19 protein-coding genes are annotated in these 21,844 nt (G+C 68.7%); 5 read left to right on the top strand and 14 right to left on the bottom strand.

All coding sequences use genetic code 11. The features are described from left to right. Positions 1 to 121: 121 nt before the first annotated feature. A complete protein-coding gene (locus OG300_RS01060; protein WP_324192512.1) occupies positions 122 to 211 on the bottom strand; it encodes an Ms4533A family Cys-rich leader peptide in 90 nt (29 codons plus the stop codon). A gap of 82 nt (positions 212 to 293) precedes the next feature. Here OG300_RS01060 and OG300_RS01055 point away from each other — a divergent pair, with 82 nt between their 5' ends. Then, on the top strand, positions 294 to 1,337 hold the full coding sequence (locus OG300_RS01055) for a M48 family metallopeptidase (protein WP_405491156.1): 1,044 nt from the start codon (positions 294 to 296) through the stop codon (positions 1,335 to 1,337). 13 nt (positions 1,338 to 1,350) lie between these two features. Here OG300_RS01055 and OG300_RS01050 read toward each other — a convergent pair whose 3' ends face one another. Both OG300_RS01050 and OG300_RS01045 read right to left on the bottom strand, forming a co-directional pair. Further along, a complete protein-coding gene (locus tag OG300_RS01050) occupies positions 1,351 to 1,605 on the bottom strand; it encodes a hypothetical protein (RefSeq protein WP_405491154.1) in 255 nt (84 codons plus the stop codon). A gap of 148 nt (positions 1,606 to 1,753) precedes the next feature. After that, positions 1,754 to 1,990, bottom strand: a complete 237-nt coding sequence (locus OG300_RS01045) for a hypothetical protein (protein ID WP_405491152.1) — start codon at positions 1,988 to 1,990, stop codon at positions 1,754 to 1,756. Between the two features lie 65 nt (positions 1,991 to 2,055). On the opposite strand from OG300_RS01045, the gene OG300_RS01040 reads away from it, so the two are divergent. Further along, positions 2,056 to 4,107 (top strand): glycoside hydrolase family 15 protein, encoded by a 2,052-nt coding sequence (locus tag OG300_RS01040; protein WP_405491150.1) that lies wholly within the window; start codon positions 2,056 to 2,058, stop codon positions 4,105 to 4,107. An 81-nt stretch (positions 4,108 to 4,188) separates the two neighbouring features. Here the strand turns inward: OG300_RS01040 and OG300_RS01035 are convergent, their stop codons facing one another. The 3 genes from OG300_RS01035 to lepA form a co-directional block, all read right to left on the bottom strand. Continuing rightward, positions 4,189 to 6,003, bottom strand: coding sequence for a hypothetical protein (locus OG300_RS01035; protein WP_405491148.1), 1,815 nt, complete (start codon positions 6,001 to 6,003; stop codon positions 4,189 to 4,191). Continuing rightward, positions 6,000 to 8,156: a hypothetical protein gene (locus OG300_RS01030; RefSeq protein WP_405491146.1), complete on the bottom strand. Its 2,157-nt coding sequence runs from the start codon at positions 8,154 to 8,156 to the stop codon at positions 6,000 to 6,002. Before OG300_RS01030 ends, OG300_RS01035 begins: the two co-directional genes overlap by 4 nt. 379 nt (positions 8,157 to 8,535) lie before the next feature. Further along, the gene (gene lepA / locus OG300_RS01025; protein WP_405498868.1) at positions 8,536 to 10,491 is read right to left on the bottom strand and encodes a translation elongation factor 4; all 1,956 of its coding nucleotides are present in this window, start codon (positions 10,489 to 10,491) and stop codon (positions 8,536 to 8,538) included. Between the two features lie 78 nt (positions 10,492 to 10,569). Here lepA and OG300_RS01020 point away from each other — a divergent pair, with 78 nt between their 5' ends. After that, the gene (locus tag OG300_RS01020) at positions 10,570 to 11,151 is read left to right on the top strand and encodes a type II toxin-antitoxin system PemK/MazF family toxin (protein ID WP_405491144.1); all 582 of its coding nucleotides are present in this window, start codon (positions 10,570 to 10,572) and stop codon (positions 11,149 to 11,151) included. 52 nt (positions 11,152 to 11,203) lie between these two features. Here the strand turns inward: OG300_RS01020 and OG300_RS01015 are convergent, their stop codons facing one another. From OG300_RS01015 to OG300_RS01000, 4 genes are all read right to left on the bottom strand, one after another. Beyond that, a complete protein-coding gene (locus OG300_RS01015) occupies positions 11,204 to 11,983 on the bottom strand; it encodes an aquaporin (protein WP_405491142.1) in 780 nt (259 codons plus the stop codon). Positions 11,984 to 12,038: 55 nt separating this feature from the next. Further along, positions 12,039 to 12,881: a transglutaminase domain-containing protein gene (locus OG300_RS01010; RefSeq protein ID WP_405491140.1), complete on the bottom strand. Its 843-nt coding sequence runs from the start codon at positions 12,879 to 12,881 to the stop codon at positions 12,039 to 12,041. After that, entirely contained in the window at positions 12,878 to 13,849 is a 972-nt protein-coding gene (locus OG300_RS01005; RefSeq protein ID WP_405491138.1) for an alpha-E domain-containing protein, read from the bottom strand. The genes OG300_RS01010 and OG300_RS01005 overlap by 4 nt, the downstream gene beginning before the upstream one ends. Before the next feature lie 180 nt (positions 13,850 to 14,029). Next, positions 14,030 to 15,616: a circularly permuted type 2 ATP-grasp protein gene (locus tag OG300_RS01000; RefSeq protein ID WP_405491136.1), complete on the bottom strand. Its 1,587-nt coding sequence runs from the start codon at positions 15,614 to 15,616 to the stop codon at positions 14,030 to 14,032. Positions 15,617 to 15,828: 212 nt separating this feature from the next. Here OG300_RS01000 and rpsT point away from each other — a divergent pair, with 212 nt between their 5' ends. Together rpsT and OG300_RS00990 are read left to right on the top strand one after the other, a co-directional pair. Next, positions 15,829 to 16,092 carry a 30S ribosomal protein S20 gene (gene rpsT / locus OG300_RS00995; RefSeq protein WP_405491135.1) on the top strand — a complete coding sequence of 88 codons (264 nt, stop codon included), beginning with the start codon at positions 15,829 to 15,831 and terminating at the stop codon, positions 16,090 to 16,092. A gap of 252 nt (positions 16,093 to 16,344) precedes the next feature. Next, positions 16,345 to 17,097, top strand: coding sequence for an LGFP repeat-containing protein (locus tag OG300_RS00990; protein ID WP_405491133.1), 753 nt, complete (start codon positions 16,345 to 16,347; stop codon positions 17,095 to 17,097). A 24-nt stretch (positions 17,098 to 17,121) separates the two neighbouring features. Here the strand turns inward: OG300_RS00990 and holA are convergent, their stop codons facing one another. The 4 genes from holA to OG300_RS00970 all read right to left on the bottom strand — a co-directional run bounded on the left by holA (position 17,122) and on the right by OG300_RS00970 (position 21,844). Then, positions 17,122 to 18,096, bottom strand: a complete 975-nt coding sequence (gene holA, locus OG300_RS00985) for a DNA polymerase III subunit delta (protein WP_405491131.1) — start codon at positions 18,094 to 18,096, stop codon at positions 17,122 to 17,124. Between the two features lie 10 nt (positions 18,097 to 18,106). Further along, positions 18,107 to 19,684 (bottom strand): ComEC/Rec2 family competence protein, encoded by a 1,578-nt coding sequence (locus tag OG300_RS00980; protein ID WP_405491129.1) that lies wholly within the window; start codon positions 19,682 to 19,684, stop codon positions 18,107 to 18,109. Between the two features lie 76 nt (positions 19,685 to 19,760). After that, positions 19,761 to 20,864, bottom strand: coding sequence for a helix-hairpin-helix domain-containing protein (locus tag OG300_RS00975; RefSeq protein ID WP_405491127.1), 1,104 nt, complete (start codon positions 20,862 to 20,864; stop codon positions 19,761 to 19,763). A gap of 134 nt (positions 20,865 to 20,998) precedes the next feature. Next, complete coding sequence (locus OG300_RS00970) at positions 20,999 to 21,844, bottom strand: DegV family protein (protein WP_405491125.1); 846 nt, start codon at positions 21,842 to 21,844, stop codon at positions 20,999 to 21,001.

The raw sequence follows: 21,844 nt of genomic DNA, 5'->3' as shown, positions 1-21,844 counted from the left end.
TCACGAAGATTTTTCGGGACGGTGGCGCTCCGGCCCGAAGGCCGCCGGGGGGACGAACACGAACTGCGAAAGATAACGCGCGCCAAGTCTACTCAGACGTGCAGCAGTGCCCGATCAGCGATCAGCGACAGTGAATGTCAGCGACCACGAGGCAGCCCACCGCGATCAACGCCAATTCATGGCGGACCTGGGGCACAACACTCGACGACACGGGGCAAACTGTAACAGAGCGTCACAGAACCGGACTAATCACCGAAAAAGTCCACGTCAGCAATCACCTATGGGGGAAAACCATGACCACACCCGCTCGTCTGCGCCGGGAATTTCCGGGCATCTCCACCCGAGCCTGGGAACACCCCGCCGACCGCACCGCCCTGGTCGGCCTGCGTCAGCTCAGCGGATTCGACACCCTGCTGCGGGCGCTGTCGGGTCTGCTGCAGGAACGCCAGCACCGGCTGATGTACCTCGCCACCTCGGTTCGGGTGGACGACAAGCAGTTCCGCGATATCCATCACCTGCGCGCGGACGCGGTGCGCATCCTCGACAGCCAGATCACCCCCGAGATGTTCGTGCTGCAGTCGCCCGGCGCGAACGCCTTCACCATCGGCATGGACCGGCCGTTCATCGTCCTCACCACCGGGCTGCTGGACCTGCTCGACCACGAGGAGCTGCGCTTCGTGGTCGGCCACGAACTCGGGCACGCACTGTCCGGGCACGCCGTCTACCGGACCATGCTCATGCACCTGATGCGGCTGGCCGCCAATATCGGCTGGATGCCGGTGGGCGGCTGGGCATTACGCGCGATCGTGGCCGCGCTGATGGAGTGGAGCCGCAAATCCGAACTCTCCGGCGACCGGGCCGGACTGCTGGTCGGCCAGGACGTGGACGCCTCGGTGCGGGTGCACATGAAGCTCGCGGGCGGCTCGCGCGTGGACGAGATGAGCCACGCGGCGTTCCTGGCCCAGGCCGACGACTACGACCGGGCGGGCGACCTGCGCGACGGGGTGCTCAAACTGCTGAACCTGGAACTGCAGACGCACCCGTTCTCGGTGCTGCGGGCCGCGGAACTGCGGCGCTGGATCGCCAGCGGGGAATACGACCGGGTGCTCGACGGGCAGTACCCGCGCCGGGATCAGGACCACACGGTGCGGATCAGCGACGAGGTCAAGAACGCGGCGCGCAGCTATCGGGAGAACTTCGATTCCTCCGAGGACCCCCTGATCCGCACCGTGCGCAACCTCGGCCGCGATGTCGGGGCCGCGGTCAGCACGGTGGGTCAGGAGGTCAGCGACACATTCTCCAAGCTGGGCAAGAGAATTCGCGGATCGGACGACTGAACCTACGGAACTGCTACTCGTCGCCTTCGACGACCGGCGGGGTTTCCAGGATGTCGAGGATCCACTCCTCGGTGGCCGACTCGGCATCCTCCTCGTCGGGGCGAATGCGGTTGCTCAGGCGCACGCCCAGGCCCAGCAGCTGCGCCGCCTTCACCATCTCGAGCGCCTCGTCGGGCCCGCACAGGTGCGTGGCGATAAGCCGGGGATCGTCCTCGAAGTCCTCTTCGGACAACAGGGTCTCCAGTTCCAAGCCTTCATCGGTTGACATGGTGCTGCACAGTACGCCCAGAATTCGCCGCAGCGGTACCGAACCCGCGCGTCCCCGATGAACTCCGCGAATCAGCGGGTGAACAACCAGGCCACGAGGACCAGCAGCAGCAGCGCGATCAGGGCGAGCTGCACCCGTGAGCGCGGCATCAGGCGGCTTCCTTGCGCACCCGGCGCGACTGCGCGGCCGGTGCGGCGACCTCCGCGGCGACCATCCGGTCGCGGCCCAGCGCCCGCAGCGCTACCCGCAGCGTCCGGTCGAGCAGGAACGCGATGGCCAGGCAGACCGGCACCATGGCGGCCAGCACCACCGCGAACTGGGGAACGAAGGGCAGCCCGGCTACCCACAGTTCGACGCCATCCCACCATCCAGCGATCGCATGCACGACACCAGCCTAGGCCGCGCACGCAATGGTGGACGATCCGGGCCGTTCGGACAGATCATGGTGGCATGGAGTCGTACGACGAACCGGAAAAATTCGACCGCCCGCTCGGGACCGGTCCCGAGGATTTCACCGAGGATCCCACCGGCCTGTACGACAGTCCGGTCGACAAGGCCGACAGCGAGCTCTCCGGCGACTATCTGCCGTCCCTCGGCGGCGGGACCCACAAATCGGTGTATCCGCCCATCGACGACTACGCCTTCCTGTCCGACTGCGAGACCAACTGCCTGATCGCCCGTGACGGCTCGGTGGAGTGGATGTGCGTGCCGCGCCCGGACTCTCCCAGCGTCTTCGGATCCATGCTGGACCGCAGCGCCGGGCACTTCCGCCTCGGACCCTACGGCCGCAAGGTGCCCGCCGCCCGCCGCTACCTGCCCGGCGGGCTCATCGTCGAAACCACCTGGCAGACCGAGACCGGCTGGATCATCGTGCGCGACGCCCTGGTGATGGGCCCCTGGCACAACAACCGCTCGCGCAGTCGGACCCACCGGCGCACCCCGATGGACTGGGACGCCGAACACATCCTGTTGCGCACCGTGAAATGCGTGAACGGCGTCGTCGAACTCGAGATGAGCTGCGAACCCGCCTTCGACTACCACCGCGGCGCGGCCAACTGGGTCTACAGCGGCGACGTCTACGAGCAGGCCACCGCCACCACCGAGATCGAGGGCTGCCCGGCCCTCACCATCACCACCAACCTGCGACTGGGCCTGGAGGGCCGGGAGGCCCGCACCCGCACCCGCATGAAGGAGGGCGACGAGGCGTTCGTGGCGCTGTCCTGGTCGGATCTGCCCGCACCGCGCACCTTCGAGGAGGCCGCGCAGAAGATGTGGCAGACCACCGAATGCTGGCGGCAGTGGATCACGCTGGGCCGCTTCCCCGATCACCCGTGGCGCGGCTATCTGCAGCGCAGCGCGCTCACCCTCAAGGGCCTCACCTACGCGCCCACCGGCGCGCTGCTCGCCGCCGCCACCACGTCGCTGCCGGAAACACCCGGCGGCGAACGCAATTGGGACTACCGCTACACCTGGGTGCGCGACTCCAGCTTCGCGCTGTGGGGCCTCTACACGCTCGGCCTGGACCGTGAGGCCGACGACTTCTTCGCCTTCCTGCACGACGTCGCCAGCGACGGCAACGGGAAAGCCGTTCCGCTGCAGGTGCTCTACGGCATCGGCGGCGAACGCGAGATCACCGAATCCGAACTGCCGCACCTGTCCGGCTACGACGGCGCGCAACCCGTGCGCATCGGCAACGGGGCCTACAACCAGGACCAGCACGATATCTGGGGCACCCTGCTGGATTCGGTGTACCTGCACGTGAAATCGCGCCAGCAGGTCCCGGAAACGTTGTGGCCCTTGCTCGAACGGCAGGTGCAGGCCGCGATCGACAACTGGCGCAACCCCGATCGCGGCATCTGGGAAGTGCGTGGCGAACCACAGCACTTCACCTCCTCCAAGGTGATGTGCTGGGTCGCTCTGGATCGTGGTGCGCGCCTGGCCGAACTGCACGGGGAATACGACTACGCCAAGAAGTGGCACGAGATCGCCGACGACATCCGCGCCGACATCCTCGATCACGGCGTCAACTCCGAGGGCGTGTTCACCCAGACCTACGGCGGCGACACCCTCGACGCCTCCCTGCTGCTGGTGGTGCTGCTGCGATTCCTGCCGCCCACCGACCACCGGGTGCGCGCCACCGTGCTCGCCATCGCCGACGATCTCACCGAGAACGGCCTGGTGCTGCGCTATCGCACCGACACCACCGACGACGGGCTGTCCGGCGCGGAGGGCTCGTTCACCATCTGCTCGTTCTGGCTGGTCTCCGCACTGGTCGAGATCGGCGAACTACAGCGCGGCCGCCAGCTGTGCGAGCGGCTGCTCGGCTTCGCCAGCCCGCTCAAGCTCTACGCCGAGGAGATCGACTCCACCACCGGACGGCATCTGGGCAACTTCCCGCAGGCGTTCACGCACCTGGCGCTCATCAACGCGGTCATGCACGTGATCCGCGCGGAGGAGAACCATCAGGCCGGAAACTTCCACCCGGCGCACATCGGTCGCTGAGCACCGTTCCGACGCAAGAGAATTCGCCGCCGCCCGGACCTGCGGGCGGCGGCGAATTGCTTGTTCGGGGACGAAACCCCGTCAGTACGAAGAGTTCTCGCCGATGGCGTCGGCCCGCTCACGCAGATCGCGCAGCCGCACCTGGGCGCGCTCGATCTCGGTGAGACGCGCCTCGCGGCCCGCACCGGAGTGCACGGCGGCGGCATCCTCGGCGGCACGCAGCGACGCGTCCACCGAACGCAGTGTGGCGGTGGCGATCTCGGTGAAATGGTCACGCAGGCTGCGCTGCACCGCGCGCAGGCGGTAGCGGGACTCCTTGCTCACCTGGAAGATCACATCGTCCATCAGGCGACCGACCGCCACCTTGCCCTCGGCCTGACGACGCTGCCGCCGCATGCGGCGGTCGTCCCACAGCGCGTTCACGCCCAGCAGCAGACCCGCGCCACCGGAGTACCAGTTGACCAGCGACATGCCCAGCAGGCTGGTCGCCAGACCGACCATCAGGATGCCGCCGTAGGAACCGCGCAGGGCGCTCAAAGCCTGTTGTGTGACACTGACTTTCGCGCTGTCGAGCGAGTCGAGCGCGGTCACCGGCTCCAGCACCTCGCCGACATCGCCCGGGTTGTCCAGCTTCAGATCGGGCGTCGGGATGCCGCTGTCGGGGAACTTGGCCGCCACCTGCTCGGCCAGCTCGACCGAACGGTAGTGGGCGATGACGAAGTTCTCCTCCACCGCCTCACAGATCTTGGCGTCCAGCTCCGCGCCGAACTCCGTCCAGCGCCGGGCCGGATCGCGCTTCATGATGTCGGCCTCGGCGTCGCGGATCAGGCTGCGCAGCCGGTGCCGCAGATCGTGTTCGGTGTCGGCCATCAGCTCGGCCGCGCCGTCGGCGAGGGTGACCTGCCAGTTGGCGCTGCGCTGACGCAGTTGCTCGGCGTCCTCGCGGGTGCGGCGCAGCTGCTCGGTGATCACGGTGTAGCGGCGCGGATCCCGCAGCGTCTCCGCCTCACTGCGCAGCGCCAGCCCCAGATGGTCGGTGATGAGCCGGACATCGCGGACCGCGGCCTCGGCGGCCACCGCGTCCGCGCGACCCAGCACGTAGGCGCGCAGATGGTCGAGTAGTTGCGGCACACCGGATTCCAGATCCAGCTGCTGATCGCCGGTGGAGACGGCGTGCTCGTGCAGTCGCGCCGAGGCGGGGGCCACCGCGAAGGCCAGTCCGGCCTCGTCGAGCAGTCGCCGGTCGTGCTGCTGCACCTGCGGCCAGTGCCCGTACTGGTCGATCTTGTTGAGCACGCAGATCACCGTCGGGCAGACCTGCCGGATGCGCTGCAGCTGTTCGATCTGCGCCGGGGTGAACGGCGCGGCCGCGTCGGCCACGTAGAGCACGGCGTCGGCGGCGGCGATCAGCGACCAGGTGGCCGGGGTCTCGGCGGGCGAACCGGGCGCGTCCAGCACCACGAAACCCTCCGCCAGCAACGGCGAGGGCTGGGTGAATTCGGCGCGGATCACGCTGCCCGACACCAGTTCCGACACCGCCAGCTGCGGATCCACCGAGGTGCGCTCGGCGGCGCCGCCGGCGTTCATGGTCACCAGCGTCGCGGTGGCCTGCGGGCCGTACTCGGCGATGACCGGCACGCTGGGCTGCCCGTCGGTGGCGCTGACCGCGGCCCCGACCAGGCTGTTGACCAGCGAGCTCATCCCGCTCTTGGATTCGCCCACCACCACCAGGCGCACCCGCGGATCGGCGATCCGAGCGCGCGCGATGCCCAGCCGGCCCGCCAGGTCGGCGCGACCGGCGGCATGGGTCAGGTCGAGCAGCTGGTCGAGCAGCTCGAGCAGCGGACCCATCGCATCCGGGTTCTTCACCACGATCCGGGAATCCGTCGCGGTCACAGCATCAGCATGTGATCGCCCGAAATGTGCACGGGGGTATGGGAATCGGCGAATCCGTGATCCGGCAGCAGGCTCGGCATCAGACCACCGTCGTGCAGCAGCAGCCCGGCATCGTGCGCCAGCAGCGGGTGCAGTGCCGAATCATCGGTGATCGGCAGCAGGTGGTTGCTCGAATCATAGTGATCGGCAATGGGTTTCGCCTGCTGCGGCGGGCTGGCCTGCGGCACCGGCACGATCGTCGTCGGCGCGACGGGCACCGGCGGCTGGGTCGTCAGCGGAACCGTGGGCTGCTGGTTGCCGTGCGGCAGATCCGGCTGCGTCGGCGCGACCGTGGGGACGGGCACGTCCGGCTGATGCGTGGGCACGGTCGGATGGGTCGGCTCGGTCTCGTCGGTCGGCGGGGCGATGGTGACACCGCCGTGGGTGTCGCCGTCGTCGCTCGGCGTGTGCGGCCGGGTGGTGGGCACCGGGGCCGTGGTGCCGGGCACGGTGGTCACCGGGACCTTGGTGAGATCGGTGTCCGAGTTCGGCACCTTCACCGGCGGCACCGTCGGCACCACGGTGAGCGTGGGCATCGGAGCGATGGTGGTCGGCACGCTGATCTGCGGAGCCGTGGTCGGGATGGCGGTCGACGGCAGCGGCTTGTCCACCAGCGTCGGGTGCTCGGGCGGGTTGGGGTGACCGGTGGCCAGCGCGGGCTGCCGGGCGTGGTCGAACAGCACCGGCGCGGCCGCGGCGGGCACGGTCAGCGGCGAGGGACCACCGTGCGTGGACAGCAGGTTCGCGATCGGCTGGTTGGCGGCATCGGGCTGAATGGTGGTCTGCAACGGCGTGGCCACCACCGGCTGCGCCACCGCGACGGGGGCGACGGGCGCGGGAATACTGGGCGGAGCCACGGCGGCGACAACCGGCGAGATCGACACCGGCGCAACCGCGGTCGTGGGAACGGCGCCCAAAGTCGGTGCGGCGGTACCGACCGGCGAGGGCAGACCGCTCACCGGCGACGCCGCGCCACCGACCGGAGACCCGGACGCGCCCGCGGGCGAACCCGAGGTACCCGCCGGAGCACCGGTCGCGCCCGGTGCGCCGGGCAGCGTCATGGCACCCGGCAAGCCTTCTGCGCCAACGGCATTGCCCGCCGGGCCGGCAGCGGCATGCCCGTTGGGATCCAGCGAGATCGGGTTACCGGTGCTCGGCGCGGGCGGGCCCGGAATATGCGAGATCCCTTGTCCCAGTTGCTGGTTGTAGGCATCGAGCTCATTGCCGACATGACCGGCGGCGACGTTCACCGAGAGGTTGGAGTGGAACCACACGCCGTCCAGGCCGATATGCGCGTCGGCCGACCAGCTGGTCCCGACGAACAGACCGGTGCCGCCCGAGTCGACCGCGCCCGGATCGAATCCGTGGCCCGCCTCCGGCCCGAACCCGTGGCCCGCGCCGACGCCGTCGAAGAAGTTGTGGTTCAGGTTGGACAGGTCCACGCCGGAACCGAAGCCGCCACCCGGCAGCCCGCCACCCAGACCGGGCAGATGGAAGCCGTCGAGGCCGGGCAGGTGGAAGCCGGGCACGCCGGTGCCGTCGGGCGCGGTGGGGATGCTGAACTGCGGGTCCGGCGCGGGAGCGGGCACGGACGGCTGACCGGGTGCGGGCTGCGCGTCGTCGGTGTCGAGCGGGAGTCCCCAGCCGGGTTGCGGCCCGTAGTGGTTCGACAGCACGGGGGCGGTGGTGTCGGGCAGGCCGATGCCCTGGAAGCCGGACGGCGAATCGTGCTGCGGTCCACCGTCGTAGGAGTTGGGGAACATGCCCGCGTCGGTGCCGTGCCAGTCGGCGCCGGGACCGAACAGCGGCGCGCCGACCGGCGAGATGCCCGGTGCGCTGAAGTGCTGCGGCGTCGCTTCGGTGAGATCGGGGAAGGTGACGGTGGGGCTGGGCACGTCCGGCTGCGGATCGTTCTGCGACCAGCCGACATTCTTGCTGTCGTGGGTGATCGCGGGAGCGTTGCCGCCACGGTTGGCGCTGCCTGCGATGAGCGCGCCGCCGGTGACATACGCCCCTGCCCGCGCTACGCGCGCGACACCGTTGGCAACGCGATACGCGGCGTCTCCGCTGGTCTCGTCGGCATCGGAGTCGTCGAAGGGCAGATCACGTGTCATACAGGCTCCGCTCTCAGGGCTTCGCGCGGCCGTTGTTCACGGTCGCGCGAACCAAACTCATTTCACACCCTATTTCCGGATAACCGGTCTGTCACATCCACCAGGTAGGCGGCAGTGTGCACAAAGGTGCGTCACATAGCTTGACACCCGGCATATCAGGACGGAAGCCCCATTTTCCGCCTGCATAACGAACCCCGCGCCCGACCGGCCGGACGCCCCACCGCGAAGCTCGAACTCTAACCCCACCACCCCGAACACACCACCCACCCGACCAGAGCGGACCCGCCCGCAGTCGACGTCGGCTACACCGACCCTCCCCTATTCAGCACCGTGCCCCGCTGCCACAGGCAGCGGGGCACGGGAACCCGAAGAGTTCGTCCTACTTCTTTTTTTCGGTGCCCGAGTCCGTCGACAGCGCGGCCACGAAGGCTTCCTGCGGGACCTCGACGCGGCCGATGGTCTTCATCCGCTTCTTGCCTTCCTTCTGCTTCTCGAGCAGCTTGCGCTTACGGCTGATGTCACCGCCGTAGCACTTGGCCAGCACGTCCTTGCGGATCGCCCGAATGTTCTCGCGCGCAATGACTCTGGAGCCGATGGCGGCCTGGATCGGCACCTCGAACTGCTGACGCGGGATGAGCTCGCGCAGCTTGACGGTCATCTTGTTGCCGTAGGCCTGGGCGGCGTCCTTGTGCACGATGGCCGAGAACGCGTCGACGGCCTCGCCCTGCAGCAGGATGTCGACCTTGACCAGCTCGGACTGCTGTTCGCCGACCTCCTCGTAATCGAGGGAGGCGTAGCCGCGGGTGCGCGACTTCAGCGAGTCGAAGAAGTCGAAGATGATCTCCGCCATGGGCAGCGTGTACCGCATCTCCACGCGGGTCTCCGACAGATAGTCCATGCCGAGCAGTTCACCGCGACGCGACTGGCACAGCTCCATGATGGTGCCGATGAATTCGCTCGGCGCGATCACGGTGCACTTGGTGATCGGCTCGAAGATCTGGCGGACCTTGCCCTCGGGCCAGAACGACGGGTTGGTGACGACGTGCTCGGTGGCGTCCTCCATGACGACGCGGTAGATCACGTTGGGTGCGGTGGAGATCAGGTCGAGCCCGAACTCACGCTCCAGGCGCTCACGGGTGATCTCCATGTGCAGCAGTCCGAGGAAGCCGCAGCGGAAGCCGAAGCCAAGGGCCACAGACGTTTCCGGCACATAGGTGAGCGCCGCGTCGTTGAGCTGGAGCTTGTCGAGGGCGTCGCGCAGGTTCGGGTAGTCCGAACCGTCGACGGGGTAGAGGCCGGAGTAGACCATGGGCCGCGGCTCGCGGTATCCGGTCAGCGCCTCGGTCGCGCCGTCGCGGGCGCTGGTGATGGTGTCACCGACCTTGGACTGCCGCACGTCCTTCACACCGGTGATGAGGTAGCCGACCTCGCCGACGCCCAGGCCCTGGGTGGGCTTGGGTTCGGGCGACACGATGCCGATCTCGAGCAGTTCGTGGGTCGCGCCGGTGGACATCATCTTGATCTTCTGGCGCGGGGTGAGCTTGCCGTCCACCACACGCACGTAGGTGACGACGCCGCGGTAGGTGTCGTACACCGAGTCGAAGATCATGGCGCGCGCGGGCGCGTCGGCGTCACCGACGGGTGCCGGGACCACGCGGACCGCCTCGTTGAGCAGTTCGGCCACGCCGACGCCGGTCTTGCCGGAGACCCGCAGCACGTCCTCGGGCTCGCAGCCCACGATGTGCGCGATCTCGGCGGCGTAGCGGTCCGGGTCGGCGGCCGGGAGGTCGATCTTGTTGAGGACCGGAATGATGGTCAGGTCCTTCTCGAGCGCCAGGTACAGGTTGGCCAGCGTCTGCGCCTCGATGCCCTGCGCGGCGTCGACCAGCAGGATCGCGCCCTCGCAGGCTTCCAGCGCGCGCGACACCTCGTAGGTGAAGTCGACGTGGCCGGGGGTGTCGATCAGGTGCAGGACGTAGTCCACCCCGTCGACCTGCCACGGCAGCCGCACGTTCTGCGCCTTGATGGTGATGCCGCGTTCCCGCTCGATATCCATGCGGTCCAGGTACTGGGCGCGCATGGCCCGCTCCTCGACCACTCCGGTGAGTTGCAGCATACGGTCGGCCAGGGTCGATTTCCCGTGGTCGATGTGCGCGATGATGCAGAAGTTCCTGATCTTGCTGGGATCGGTGAACGTCTTGTCGGCGAAGCTGCTAATCGGAGTCTCTCCTCGGGCACGGCGAAACAGCGGCGTGTCTTCTGTGGACGCTGCCTTGGTGGACGCTGCAACCCGCGAGTCTACGGTGTCGCGACGCAGCTCCTCGCCCCGGCGCACCCCAGCGACCAACGCCCCATCGGCACAGGCGAATCCGGCCCGGATGAGATTCCGCGGCCGCGCCGTTAGGCTGCCGACATGGCAGGCAGGTGGAACGCGCTGGGGAAGCAGTTGGGGCTCGTGGCCAAGGAGCAGGGATCTCACCTGGTCAAGGATCAGGCGCCGAAACTGATCGGGCGGGTACAGCAGTCGTCGCTGTGGGATCGGGCGCTGCGCGCGGTGGGGACGCCGCGGCCGGGGCCGGGCGTCAACGTACGGCCCACGTCCTCGGCGGGGGTGCCCTCGCACGAGCGGGCGCGGCTCATCGTCTACAGCCCGCAGTTGGACGGGCGTGCCGATCCGGGCGAGATCGTCTGGACCTGGGTGCCCTACGAGGAGGATCCGGACAACGGCAAGGACCGCCCGGTGCTGGTGGTCGGCCGCGAGGGCCCGACGCTGCTCGGGTTGATGCTGTCGTCGAATGTCGAACACGCGCACCACCACAACTGGGTTGGCATCGGCTCGGGACCCTGGGATCACGCGGGCCGCGACAGCTGGGTGCGATTGGATCGGGTGCTCGACGTGCCCGAGATGGGCATCCGGCGCGAGGGCGCGATCCTGGAGCGCAAGACCTTCGATCGGGTGGCGCACCGGCTGTGCGCCGAATACCACTGGCACTGAACGAGACCGGCCCCCGCTCCGGATCGGAACGGGGGCCGGGTCGCAGGCACGCTCAGCTGATCATGTTGCGCGAGCGCCCGAACATCATTCCGTAGACCAGGGATCCGAGCACGCCGCCGATCAGCGGGAACACGATGAACACCCACAGCTGCGGGCCCGCGCCGTTCTGATAGAACGCCACCGCCAGGCTGCGCGCCGGGTTCACCGAGGTGTTGTCGACCGGGATCGAGATGAGGTGGATTACGGTCAGCGTGAAGCCGATCGACAGCCCCGCCAGCGGCACATCCGAGAGCTGGTCGGTGGAGGCCAGCACCACGAACACCAGCAGCGCGGTCAGGATCACCTCGACCGTGATGGCCGCGGCCAGCCCGTACCCGTTGGTGGTGACATCACCGAGCGCGACCGCGGACGGGCTGTGGGCACCCCAACCGTTCGCACCCAGACCGTCTTTCGCGCGGTCGTAGGAGGGCAGGTTCTTGGCGACCGCGTAGATCACCGCGCCGCCGGCCAGGCCGCCGATCACCTGCGCCACCCAGTAGGCGGCCGCGGTCACGATGTTCACCCGGCCCAGCAGCAGCTGACCGACGGTCACGGCGGGATTCACATGGCAGCCGGAGATCGGCCCGATCGAGTACACCAGGAACAGCAGGGTGAGGCCGAAGGCCAGCGCGACGCCCAGTGCGCCGACCCGGCTGCCCGCCAGCACCGCGGTGCCGACACCGCCGAGTACCAGTACGAAGGTGCCGAGTGCCTCGGCGAAGACCTTGCGGCCCAGGGTGGGCGGTTGTAGGTCGGTGAGATCTTCGGCGACTTCCTGAGCTGTGGGTGACATCGGTAACCTTCCGCTGGCTTGGCGCACGCACCGTCGAGGACCCGGCCCGAGCCGCTCACGCGAGGCGCGTAACCTCCACCACCACCTCGAGATCGGTCGAGCCGCTTCCGCTGAAGATACCTTTCAGGGGCGGCACATCCGCGTAATCACGTCCGACTCCGACGGATACGTGTTGCTCGGTGATCGGGATGTTGTTGGTCGGGTCGTAGCCCCACCATTCGCCGGTCCAGGCCTCCACCCAGGCGTGCATCTGACCGGCCACGGTCTTGCCGACCTCGGCGGCCGGGTCCGGGTGCAGATAGCCGGAGACGTAGCGGCTGGGAATTCCCATGCCGCGCAACAGCAGCAGTGTCAGATGCGCGTAATCCTGGCAGACGCCCTGCCGTTCGGCGAAGGCCTGCACCGCGGAGGTGTGCACGGACGTGGTCCCGGCCAGGTAGCTCATTTCGCGATGCACCCATTCCGCGCCCCGCACAACGGCTTTCGCGGGTGGCACGCCCCGGGCCAGCTGCCGGGCGATGGTGGCCAGCCGGCGTTCGCGCGGCACGTAGTCGGTGGGTTGCAGCAGTTCGTCGAAGCGATCGGCGATCCGGTCGCTGCGCAGTTCCTCCCACGACAGCTCCTCGGCGGGGGCCGAGAACGGTTCGGTCTCCACCACCGACGCGCTGGTGACCTCCAATTCGGTGTGCGGAGCGTGCAGGTCGAAGGCCGTGACCGCGGTGCCCCAGTAGTCGGTATAGCGGAACGACCGTGTGGAGGGCACGGTGTCGACCCGGTTGAGAATCACGTTCTGCCTGCTGTCGGCGCACGGCGTGAGCCGGGCCTCGTTGAACGACCGGGTGACCGGCGCGTCGTACACATATCCGGTGGTGTGCACCACCCGCATCCGCCAACTCACGCTGTGATCTCCTCGACCGTCAGACTGTCGCGGCCGTGCAGACCGGTCCAGGCCACCCAGGATTCGGCGTGGAAATACTGCAGCGCCACCGCCTCCCCCACTTCCCGGCAGGTCTGCTGCAACCACAGCAGCCGCGCCGGCAGATCCTCTAGCAGCACCGCCGACGGCAGGAACTCCAGTTCGCTGCGCGCCCGGCCCAGCAGCCGGTGCGCCTCGTGCCGGGCCGCGAACCGGCTGTTGGGGCGCTGATCCAATTCCTGCAGGCAGGCCTCGGCGACCCGCAGCGAATGGAACACCGATCGCGGGAAGAGCCGGTCCAGCAGGATGAAGTCGGCGATCTGATTGGCGTCGAGCACCCCGCGGTGGGTGCGCAGATACGGATCGTGCGCACCCGCGGAACGCAGCACGGTCACCCACGCCGGGGACGAGGTGCGATCCCCGGCACGGGAATGCAGTAGTCGCACAGTCATATCGATGCGTTCGATGGATTTTCCGAGCAGCAGGAACCGATAACCGTCGTCGCGGCTCAGGGTGGAATCCGAGAGTCCGGCGAACATGGCCGCCCGGTCGGTGATGTAGTGGCAGAACTCGTGCGGCCCCAGCGCCCGCGCCGCCCGTTCGGCCGCGGCCAAACCGTTGTAGGTGGAATTGAGGCACTCCCACATTTCGGTGGAGGTGACTTCCCTTGCCCCGCGCGCGTTTTCACGCGCCCGCCCGATGGAATCGACGATGGACCCGCCACGCTCGGGGCTGAACGCCACCAGCTCGGTCACCGACCAGACATCCAATTCTTCTTCCGGTGGCTCGATTCCGAGCACCAGCAGCAGCACCCGGGATGTTCGATCGGAATCCACCGTCGCGTCCTCGAGCAATTGGTGAACCGCGACATCGAGGATGCGCGCCGTGTACTCGGCGCGTTCCACGTAACGTCCGATCCAGAAAAGGGATTCGGCATTGCGCGCCAACATGATGCTCTGCCTATCTGCCTCCGCTTCGCTCCGGCGGGTTCACGGCCCCGAAGGTCCCGTTCTTCCCTCCTCCACTCCTCCGCTTCGCTCCCCCGTTCAAGGCGGAGGCCTATCAAGCCTCAGTCCAGAACGGGACGGGCCGCGAACCACAAGAGTTGAGCCAGTTGGGGGCTGTTGTATCTATTGCTGTTGTTGGTTGGCCCGCTTCGATGAGGGTTCTCGAGACTGGTCCATTTCCGATGTAATCTGCAGCTCGCTGACCAGTTGCGAGCCCGACAATTCCCGCTGTGCCGCAGAGGTTCTCGCGGCCAGCACCCAGGTGTCCTTGCTGCCGCCGCCCTGACTGGAGTTGACCACCAGCGAGTCTTTCGGCAGCGCCACCCGCGTCAATCCGCCCGGCAGCACCCAGATGTCGTCGCCGTCGTTGACCGCGAACGGGCGCAGGTCGACATGGCGTGGTGCGAGGAAGCCGTCGATCTTGCTGGGCACGGTGGACAGTTGCACCACCGGCTGACCGATCCAGCCGCGCGGATCGGCCCGCACCTTGCGCCGAATCGATTCCAGCTCACGGGGACTCGCGTCCGGGCCGATCACGATGCCGTACCCGCCGGAGCCCTCCACCGGTTTCACCACCAGTTCGGCGACCCGGTCGAGCACCTCGTCGCGTTCGTCGCGCTCCCAGCAGCGGAACGAATCCACGTTCGGCAGAATCGGTTTCTCGCCCAGGTAGTACTCGATGAAGGCCGGTACATAGGTGTAGACCAGCTTGTCGTCGCCGACCCCGTTGCCGACCGCGTTGGCCAGCACCACCGAACCCGAGCGGGCCGCGTTCAGCAGTCCGGCCACGCCCAGCATCGAATCCGGCCGGAACTGCATGGGATCGAGGAAGGTGTCGTCGATGCGGCGGTAGATGACGTCCACCTGCCGCTCCCCCGCGGTGGTGAGCATGTAGACGACGTTGTCGCGGCAGAACAGATCGCGGCCCTCGACGAGTTCGACGCCCATCTGCCGAGCCAGCAGGGAATGTTCGAAGTAGGCGGAGTTGTAGACGCCCGGGGTGAGCACCACCACGGTCGGGTCGGCCTCGTTCGGGGCGGCCGCGGCGCGCAGGGCGCGCAGCAGGTTGGTCGGATAGTCGCCGACCGCCCGCACCCGATGCGAGGCGAACAGGTCCGGGAACACCCGGGCCATGGTGCGGCGGTTCTCCATCACATAGGAGACGCCGGACGGCGATCGCAGATTGTCCTCGAGGACCCGGAAGTCCCCGTGCTCGTCGCGCACCAGGTCGATGCCCGCGACATGGATGCGCACCCCGTTGGGCGGCACCAGGCCGCAGGCCTCGCGATGGAAGTGCGCGCACGAGGTGACCAGGCGACGGGGTATCACCCCGTCACGCAGGATGGTCTGTTCGCCGTAGACGTCGGCGAGGAACGCCTCGAGGGCGCGCACCCGCTGTTTGATGCCGCGTTCGAGTTTGGCCCATTCGGTGGCGGCGATCACCCTGGGCACCAGGTCGAGCGGGAAGGGCCGCTCCTGCCCGGACAGTGAGAAGGTAATGCCCTGATCGACGAAGGCGCGGTCCAGCGCTTCGGCGCGGGCGGCCAGGTCGGAGGCGTCGATGGCGGCCAGAGCGTTGAAGATTCCGCGGTACGGTGCACGTGCCCGTCCCGCCGGATCGAACATCTCGTCATATGCCCGGTCGTAGCGACCCGGGCGGTAGCCGGCGAAGACGCCCGTTTTATCCGGTGCGGTTGCGGCGGGGGTCATCACAAAATAGTCCATCACGCAGGGGCAACACGCAGTTGGACGCGGATAAATTTCTGGTTTCAGCCATGTAGCGGACAGGGCCGATTTCATACCCCGGTACGTTGCCTGGTAGCCTCGAACCTCGGTGCTGCGCTACGGCTTCCTGTAGTGCGCGCCCCGAAGACTTTTGCATCCCGCATACACCACCAGCGAAGGAACACGAGGAAACAGGCGTGGCCAACATCAAGTCCCAGATGAAGCGGATTCGCACCAACGAGCTTGCGCGTCAGCGTAACCAGTCGGTGAAGTCCTCGCTGCGCACCTCGATCCGCAAGTTCCGCGAGGCTGCTGCGGCGGGCGAGAAGGACAAGGCGCTCGAGCTGCTGCAGTCGGCGAGCAAGGGCCTGGACAAGGCCGCCTCGAAGGGTGTCATCCACCTGAACCAGGCCGCCAACAAGAAGTCGGCGCTGTCGCTGGCTTTCAACAAGCTCGGCTGATCAACCCCGGTAGACATACCGGCACTATGCGTTTCACAGCCGCCGTGGCCACGACGACCACGGCGGTTTTTGTCGTACCCGGACAGTGATGTCCGCCTCACGAAACAGCTTGGCGCGGCGAGGATCACGCGGCCGGTTCCTATGAATCTGGCCAGGGTTCCGCGTTCGGACTTGCCGCGCGGCTGGGTTCGCAGCAATATGGCTGCGGAAATATGTCGGGGCCACCGTTCACCGACTGCATTGGGAGTTCTCTTGGCATCGTTGCGTCGTAACAATCGTTCGTTCTGGACTCGCGGGTCGCTGGCCGTAGGCGTGGCCGCGCTCGCGGTGAGTGCCGGGGTCGGCGTCGCGGCGGCGCGGCCGATCGGCCCGTTCGATGTGGGCGGCGCGATCGAGGCCGAGTACGACCGGGCCGGTGGCGGGGACTTCTTCGGAGACCCGACCACGCCCGAGACCGATGCGGCCGGTGGCGGCAAGAAGCAGGACTTCGTCAACAACGTCTCGATCTACTGGACCGCGGCGACCGACGCGCACGGCATCGGCGGGGCGATCCGCGACAAGTGGCGCGGGGCCGGTTCGGAGTCCGGGACGCTGAAGTACCCGGTCACCGACGAGGGCCAGACCGGAAAGCCGGGGCGGTTCCAGCACTTCCAGGGCGGCTCGATCTACTGGTCACTGGGCGCGGGCACACACCTGCTGACCGGGGTGGTTCGCGACAAGTACGCGTCGGTCGGCTGGGAGAACAGCCCGCTGGGCTTCCCCATCGCCGATGAGGACAAGAACGGCACCGCCGGCACCCACACCCAGTTGTTCGAGGGCGGGGCCATCTACTCGACCCAGCGCGGCGGCACCCGCATCGTGTGGGGCGCGATCCGCGACACCTGGGTGCGCAACGGCGCGGAGAACGGCAAGTACGGCTACCCGACCGGCGACGAGTACGACTACCAGGGCGGCAAGGCCCAGGACTTCCAGGGCGGCAAGATCATCTGGAAGCCTGAGTCCTAGAACGGTTTTCGCGGATCGGTTCCGCTACGAGACGCTGTCGCGCAGGGCCAGAATGCGCGACAGTGCGTGCTCGAGCGCGTAATCGGTATCGGCCGCCTGGCCTTTCACGTCGGCGTTGAGGGCGGCCACCACCTGCAGCGCCGCGCCGATCGTGGTGGGCGTCCAGCCGCGCACCTGCGCCTGCGCCTTCTTCACCTTCCAGGGCGGCATGCCCAGGTCACCGGCCAGCTTGAACGGGTCGCCGCGTCCGGCGGAGCCGACCCGGGCGATGGTGTGCACGGAGTCGGCGAGGGCGTCGGCGAGCAGCACGGCGGGGACGCCACGGTCGGTGGCCCAGCGCAGCGCCTCCATGGCGGCCGCGCGATCACCGGATACCGCGAGGTCGGCGACGTCGAAGCCGGTGACCTCGGCCTTGCCCGAGTAGTACTGGCGCACCGCGGCGAGATCCACCTTGCCGCCGGTGTCGGCCGCCAACTGTGAAGCGGCGGCGGCCAATTCACGCAGGTCCGAGCCGATGGCCTCGATCATGGCCTGCACCACGTCGGCGGAGACGCGGACGTTCGCGGCCCGGAACTCGTTGCGCACGAACTCGACCCGCTCCCCGCCCTTGGCGAGCTTCGCGGCGTTGTGCACCACCGCGCCGAGCTTCTGCAGTGCGGGCGCGAGCGCCTTGGCCCGGCCGCCGCCGGTGTGCAGGATCACCAGCACCGCGCCGTCGGGCGGTGCGGCCGCCGCGTCGGTGATCACCGCGACGGCGTCCTTGCCCGCCTCGGCCGCCGACTCCAGCACGATCACCCGGTCCTCGGAGAACAGCGAAGGGCTCAGCAGCTCGGCCAGTTCCGGGGTGCTCGCGTCGCCCGCGCGCAACCGGTCCACCGGCATGGAGTCCGGATCGTTGGTGGTGGCCCGGGCCTGCGCGGTCACCGCCGCCACCGCCCGCTCGATGAGCAGTTCCTCTTCCCCGAGCACGAGATGCAGTGGCGCCGGTCGCTGATTCACGCCCCCGATCCTACGAGTCCGCTCCGACAGCCCCGGCACCCGCACGGCTCGGGCCACCGTGGGTGCGGGCGGGATGCAGTGCGATGAGGACCAGCGCACAGATCACCGCGGTGACGAGGCCGGAGCGCAGTCCGGTCGGCAGCGCGATCGAAGCCCCCAGTGCGGCCGCGTGATCGGAGACGGTCAGCAGCCACCACAGCGGTGGCGAGGTGCAGTGCAGGATCGGTACCGACAGCGGCGCGTACAGACAGGCGAGGATCGCGCCGATCGCGCCGAGGACGGTGATGGGCGCTATCACCGGTTCGACCATCATGTTCACAGCGATAGCGACCATGCTCAGGTGCCCAGTCATGGCGATGACCAGCGGCGTGGTGACCACGAAGGCCGCCGCGGCGACCGCGAACGCGTCCGCCGGAATCCGCCACCAGCCGTGTGCGCGCAGCCAATCCGACCAGCCCGGCGCGATCACGATCAGCCCCGCCGTGGCCAGCACCGACAGCGCGAACCCCGCGTCCACCGCCAGTCCCGGCGACCAGCCCAGCAGCACGATCACCGCGGCGCACAACGCCGGTAGCGCCTGTTTGCGCCGACCGGTACACAGACTCAGCAGCGCGATCGCACCCATGACGGCCGCGCGCAGCACGCTGGGCGAGGGACGAGCCAGCACCACGAACATCACGAGCGCCGCACCCGCCGCCACCGCCGCGACCCGAGGGTCGACGGTGAGCGTCCGCATCGAAACCAGCACGGTCGCCAGCAGAATCGTCACGTTCGCACCCGAGACGGCCGTCAGATGCGTGAGGTCGCACTCCCGAAAGCTCTCCTGCACATGATCGGTCAGCGCCGACGTATCGCCGATCACCAGCCCCGGTAGCAGCCCCGCCGCATCCGCACCGAGCACCCGATGCGCCGACCCCGCGAAGTCCCCGCGCACCCGCCCCGCGATCCGCTGCCACCACGGCGCGATTCCCACTGCGGTGGGCGCGGATTCGGCCCGCAACACCGCCACCGTCAGATCCGGCCGCCACGGCCGATCCACCCTCGCCCAGAACTCCACGGTCTGCCCCGGCAACAGCGTCCGCCACCCGCCCGCCGGAGCCAGCACCACCACCTCCCCACCCGCCCGAATCACCTTCCCGCCCAGCCGATACTCCACCAACTCGGCCCGCACCATCACCTTCGGCCCACCGAACGGCCTGCCTGCCACCCGCTTCGGATCATCACCGAGCACCGCCACCGCCACCATCCGCTGCCCCTTCCGCACCCCGTGCAGCGGATGCCCCTCCACCCGATACGCATGCCACGCCCCCGCCACCCCGAACCCCACCCCGATCACCAACGCCCCCAGCACAATCCGCGCCACCGTCCCCCAAACCCGACGCCGCCCCATCCACCCCACCACCGACAACCCCGCCACCCCACACCCCACCGCCACCCAGATCCCGGCCCGCCACCCGACCGTCAGCGCCAATGCGGTGACACCCCACCCACACACCGCCGCAGGCACCAACCGCGCATCCAGCACCTCGGACTCCACCGCCGAATCGCCCGATCGCTCCGATTCGTCGACCCGCACCCCACCGCTCATCTCACGCCTCCACTCTCGAAAAGCGTCCCTTGTCAATCATTTCCGTAGACGGCGCGGACCCGGCCCGTCGCGGCCGTCAGATCGTGACGCGGGCTCTGAGTCGCTCCAGGCGGGAGTGACCAATGCCCTGGATTTCGGAGAGTTGGTCGATGGAGGTGAAGCGGCCGTGGGCGGAGCGCCAGGCGAGGATGGCTCGGGCGGTGACCTGGCCGACGCCGGGGAGGGTGTCGAGTTCGGCTTCGGTGGCGGTGTTGAGGTTGATCTTGGCCGGAGGGGTTGCCGGGCGGGAGGATCCGGGTGGCGGGCTGCCCGAATCCTGGGCTGGGCGAGTGGAGTTCACGACCGTGCTGCCGCCGCGCTGGGTGGTGGGCTGGGTCGCGGTGCGGCCGATGATGATCTGGTCGCCGTCGGTGAGGTGCTGGGCGAGGTTGAGGCCGGAGAGGTCTGCCTCGGGGCGGGGGCCCGCAACGCGGATGGCGTCGGCTACGCGGGCACCGACTCGGAAGCGGCAGAGGCCGCCGTGTTCGACCAGGCCGACGACGGAGACCACCAGGTCTGGTGCCGGGCCGGAGGAACCGGTGGGGACGGGGGTCGGCGCGCCGATCGAGCTCGGCGCCAGCGGGTTTCGCGCGCCGGGGGCCGCCGCGGTCTTCGAAGTCACAGCGACGCCTCCGACAGGCTCGCCGCTGTCGGCGCCCACCGGTGTGCCCTCCGCCTCGGCGGGCGCGGTGTCACTGAGGGCCGCGATGGGCGGAACCGGCTGTGCCACGGGCTCTTCGCGCAGTGCGACCATTCCGGCCAGCACGATCGCGAGAATGCCGATGACGGCGATGATCAGCACGCCACGCGGACCCGGATCCCAGCGGGTACTCCGGAACCGTTCGGGCACCAGCCGCTCGTGCCAGAGGGACACGCTCCCGCAAGGTTCGGAAAGCCATGCGGGAGTGCCGGGTTCGCCCACGATCGGCTGCTCTCCGGCACTGCGGGATCGCTGACGTTCACCACGTCGGGGTTCCTCCCCGCCACCTCGCGGCGCGCATTCGTCCGGGTCGAGCGTCTCTTCGTCCCAGCGCGCAGCGTGTGGCTGGTCGGGGGTGAATTCCCCCGGCCCGGACCGTGATTCGCCCTCGCTGGTCCGGGACAGGCGATGCAGTGGTGAACGTTCGTCGATTCGTGGCATGGGGCTCACGGTAGGAGCCGCGACTGTTGCACCCGCCGCCGCGACCTGCGGTTTCACCGCGCCTGTGGATGAATGCCGCCCTGTGGACAACCGGCGGCCCGCCCGGTCGGCGCGGCGAGTCGATCCGGCCCGAACTAGCCGCAGCCGCCCGGAACCACCAGCGCGCCAACGGCTCCCAGCCCCAGGTGCACACCCAGCGCGGGACCGAATTCGGCGACGATGATCTCCCGGATGTCCGGGATCAGATCGCGGAGCTGACCGGCGAGCGTGTTGGCGGCTTCCGCCGCCCCCAGGTGCTGGACGGCGATGGCCGCGCCTTCGTCCCCGGCCGCGTCGACCGCGGCGGCAACGAGTTTGGTGAAGGCCTTGGACCGGGTGCGGGCCTTCTCCCGCAGCTCCAGCTTGCCGTCGACGATCTGCAGGATCGGCTTGGTGACCAGCTCACTGCCGAAGAACGCCGCCGCCGTGCTCAATCGCCCACCGCGGCGCAACTGTTCGGTGCGGTTGACCACGATGAACGTCCGCCCCCGACTGGCGGCCGCGACGGCGGAGTCGTAGACGACATCGAGGGGTTCCCCCGCACGGGCCCGGCGCGCGGCGGCCAGCACGGGCAGCCCCGTCCCGAGCCCGGCGCTGAGCGAGTCGACCAGCCGGACCCGGTGCGCGGCATCCATATCGCGCACCGCCTGCCGCCCGGCCTCCCACGTCCCGGAGAGTTTCCGCGAGATGTGCACGGCCACCACGCCGTCGCCGTCGCTGAGTTCCAGTGCGCGCTCGTACACTTCGCGCAGGTCACCCGGTGACGCGGCGGAGGTGGTGACCGTCGAGGACCCGTAGTCGATCTCCCCGAATTCGTCGAGCCCTTCCCGGAATTCGCGATCGTCGACGAGTATGTGCAGCGGCACCGACAGCACGCCCAGGTCGGTGGCGAGTGCGGCGGGCAGGCTGGCCGAGGAGTCGGTGACCACCACCACGGTCAT

Origin of the sequence: Nocardia sp. NBC_00511, assembly GCF_045161165.1 — a bacterium.
Classification (GTDB): domain Bacteria; phylum Actinomycetota; class Actinomycetes; order Mycobacteriales; family Mycobacteriaceae; genus Nocardia.
Note: the sequence above shows the minus strand (reverse complement) of the source record. Positions and strands in the feature narration are given on the sequence as shown.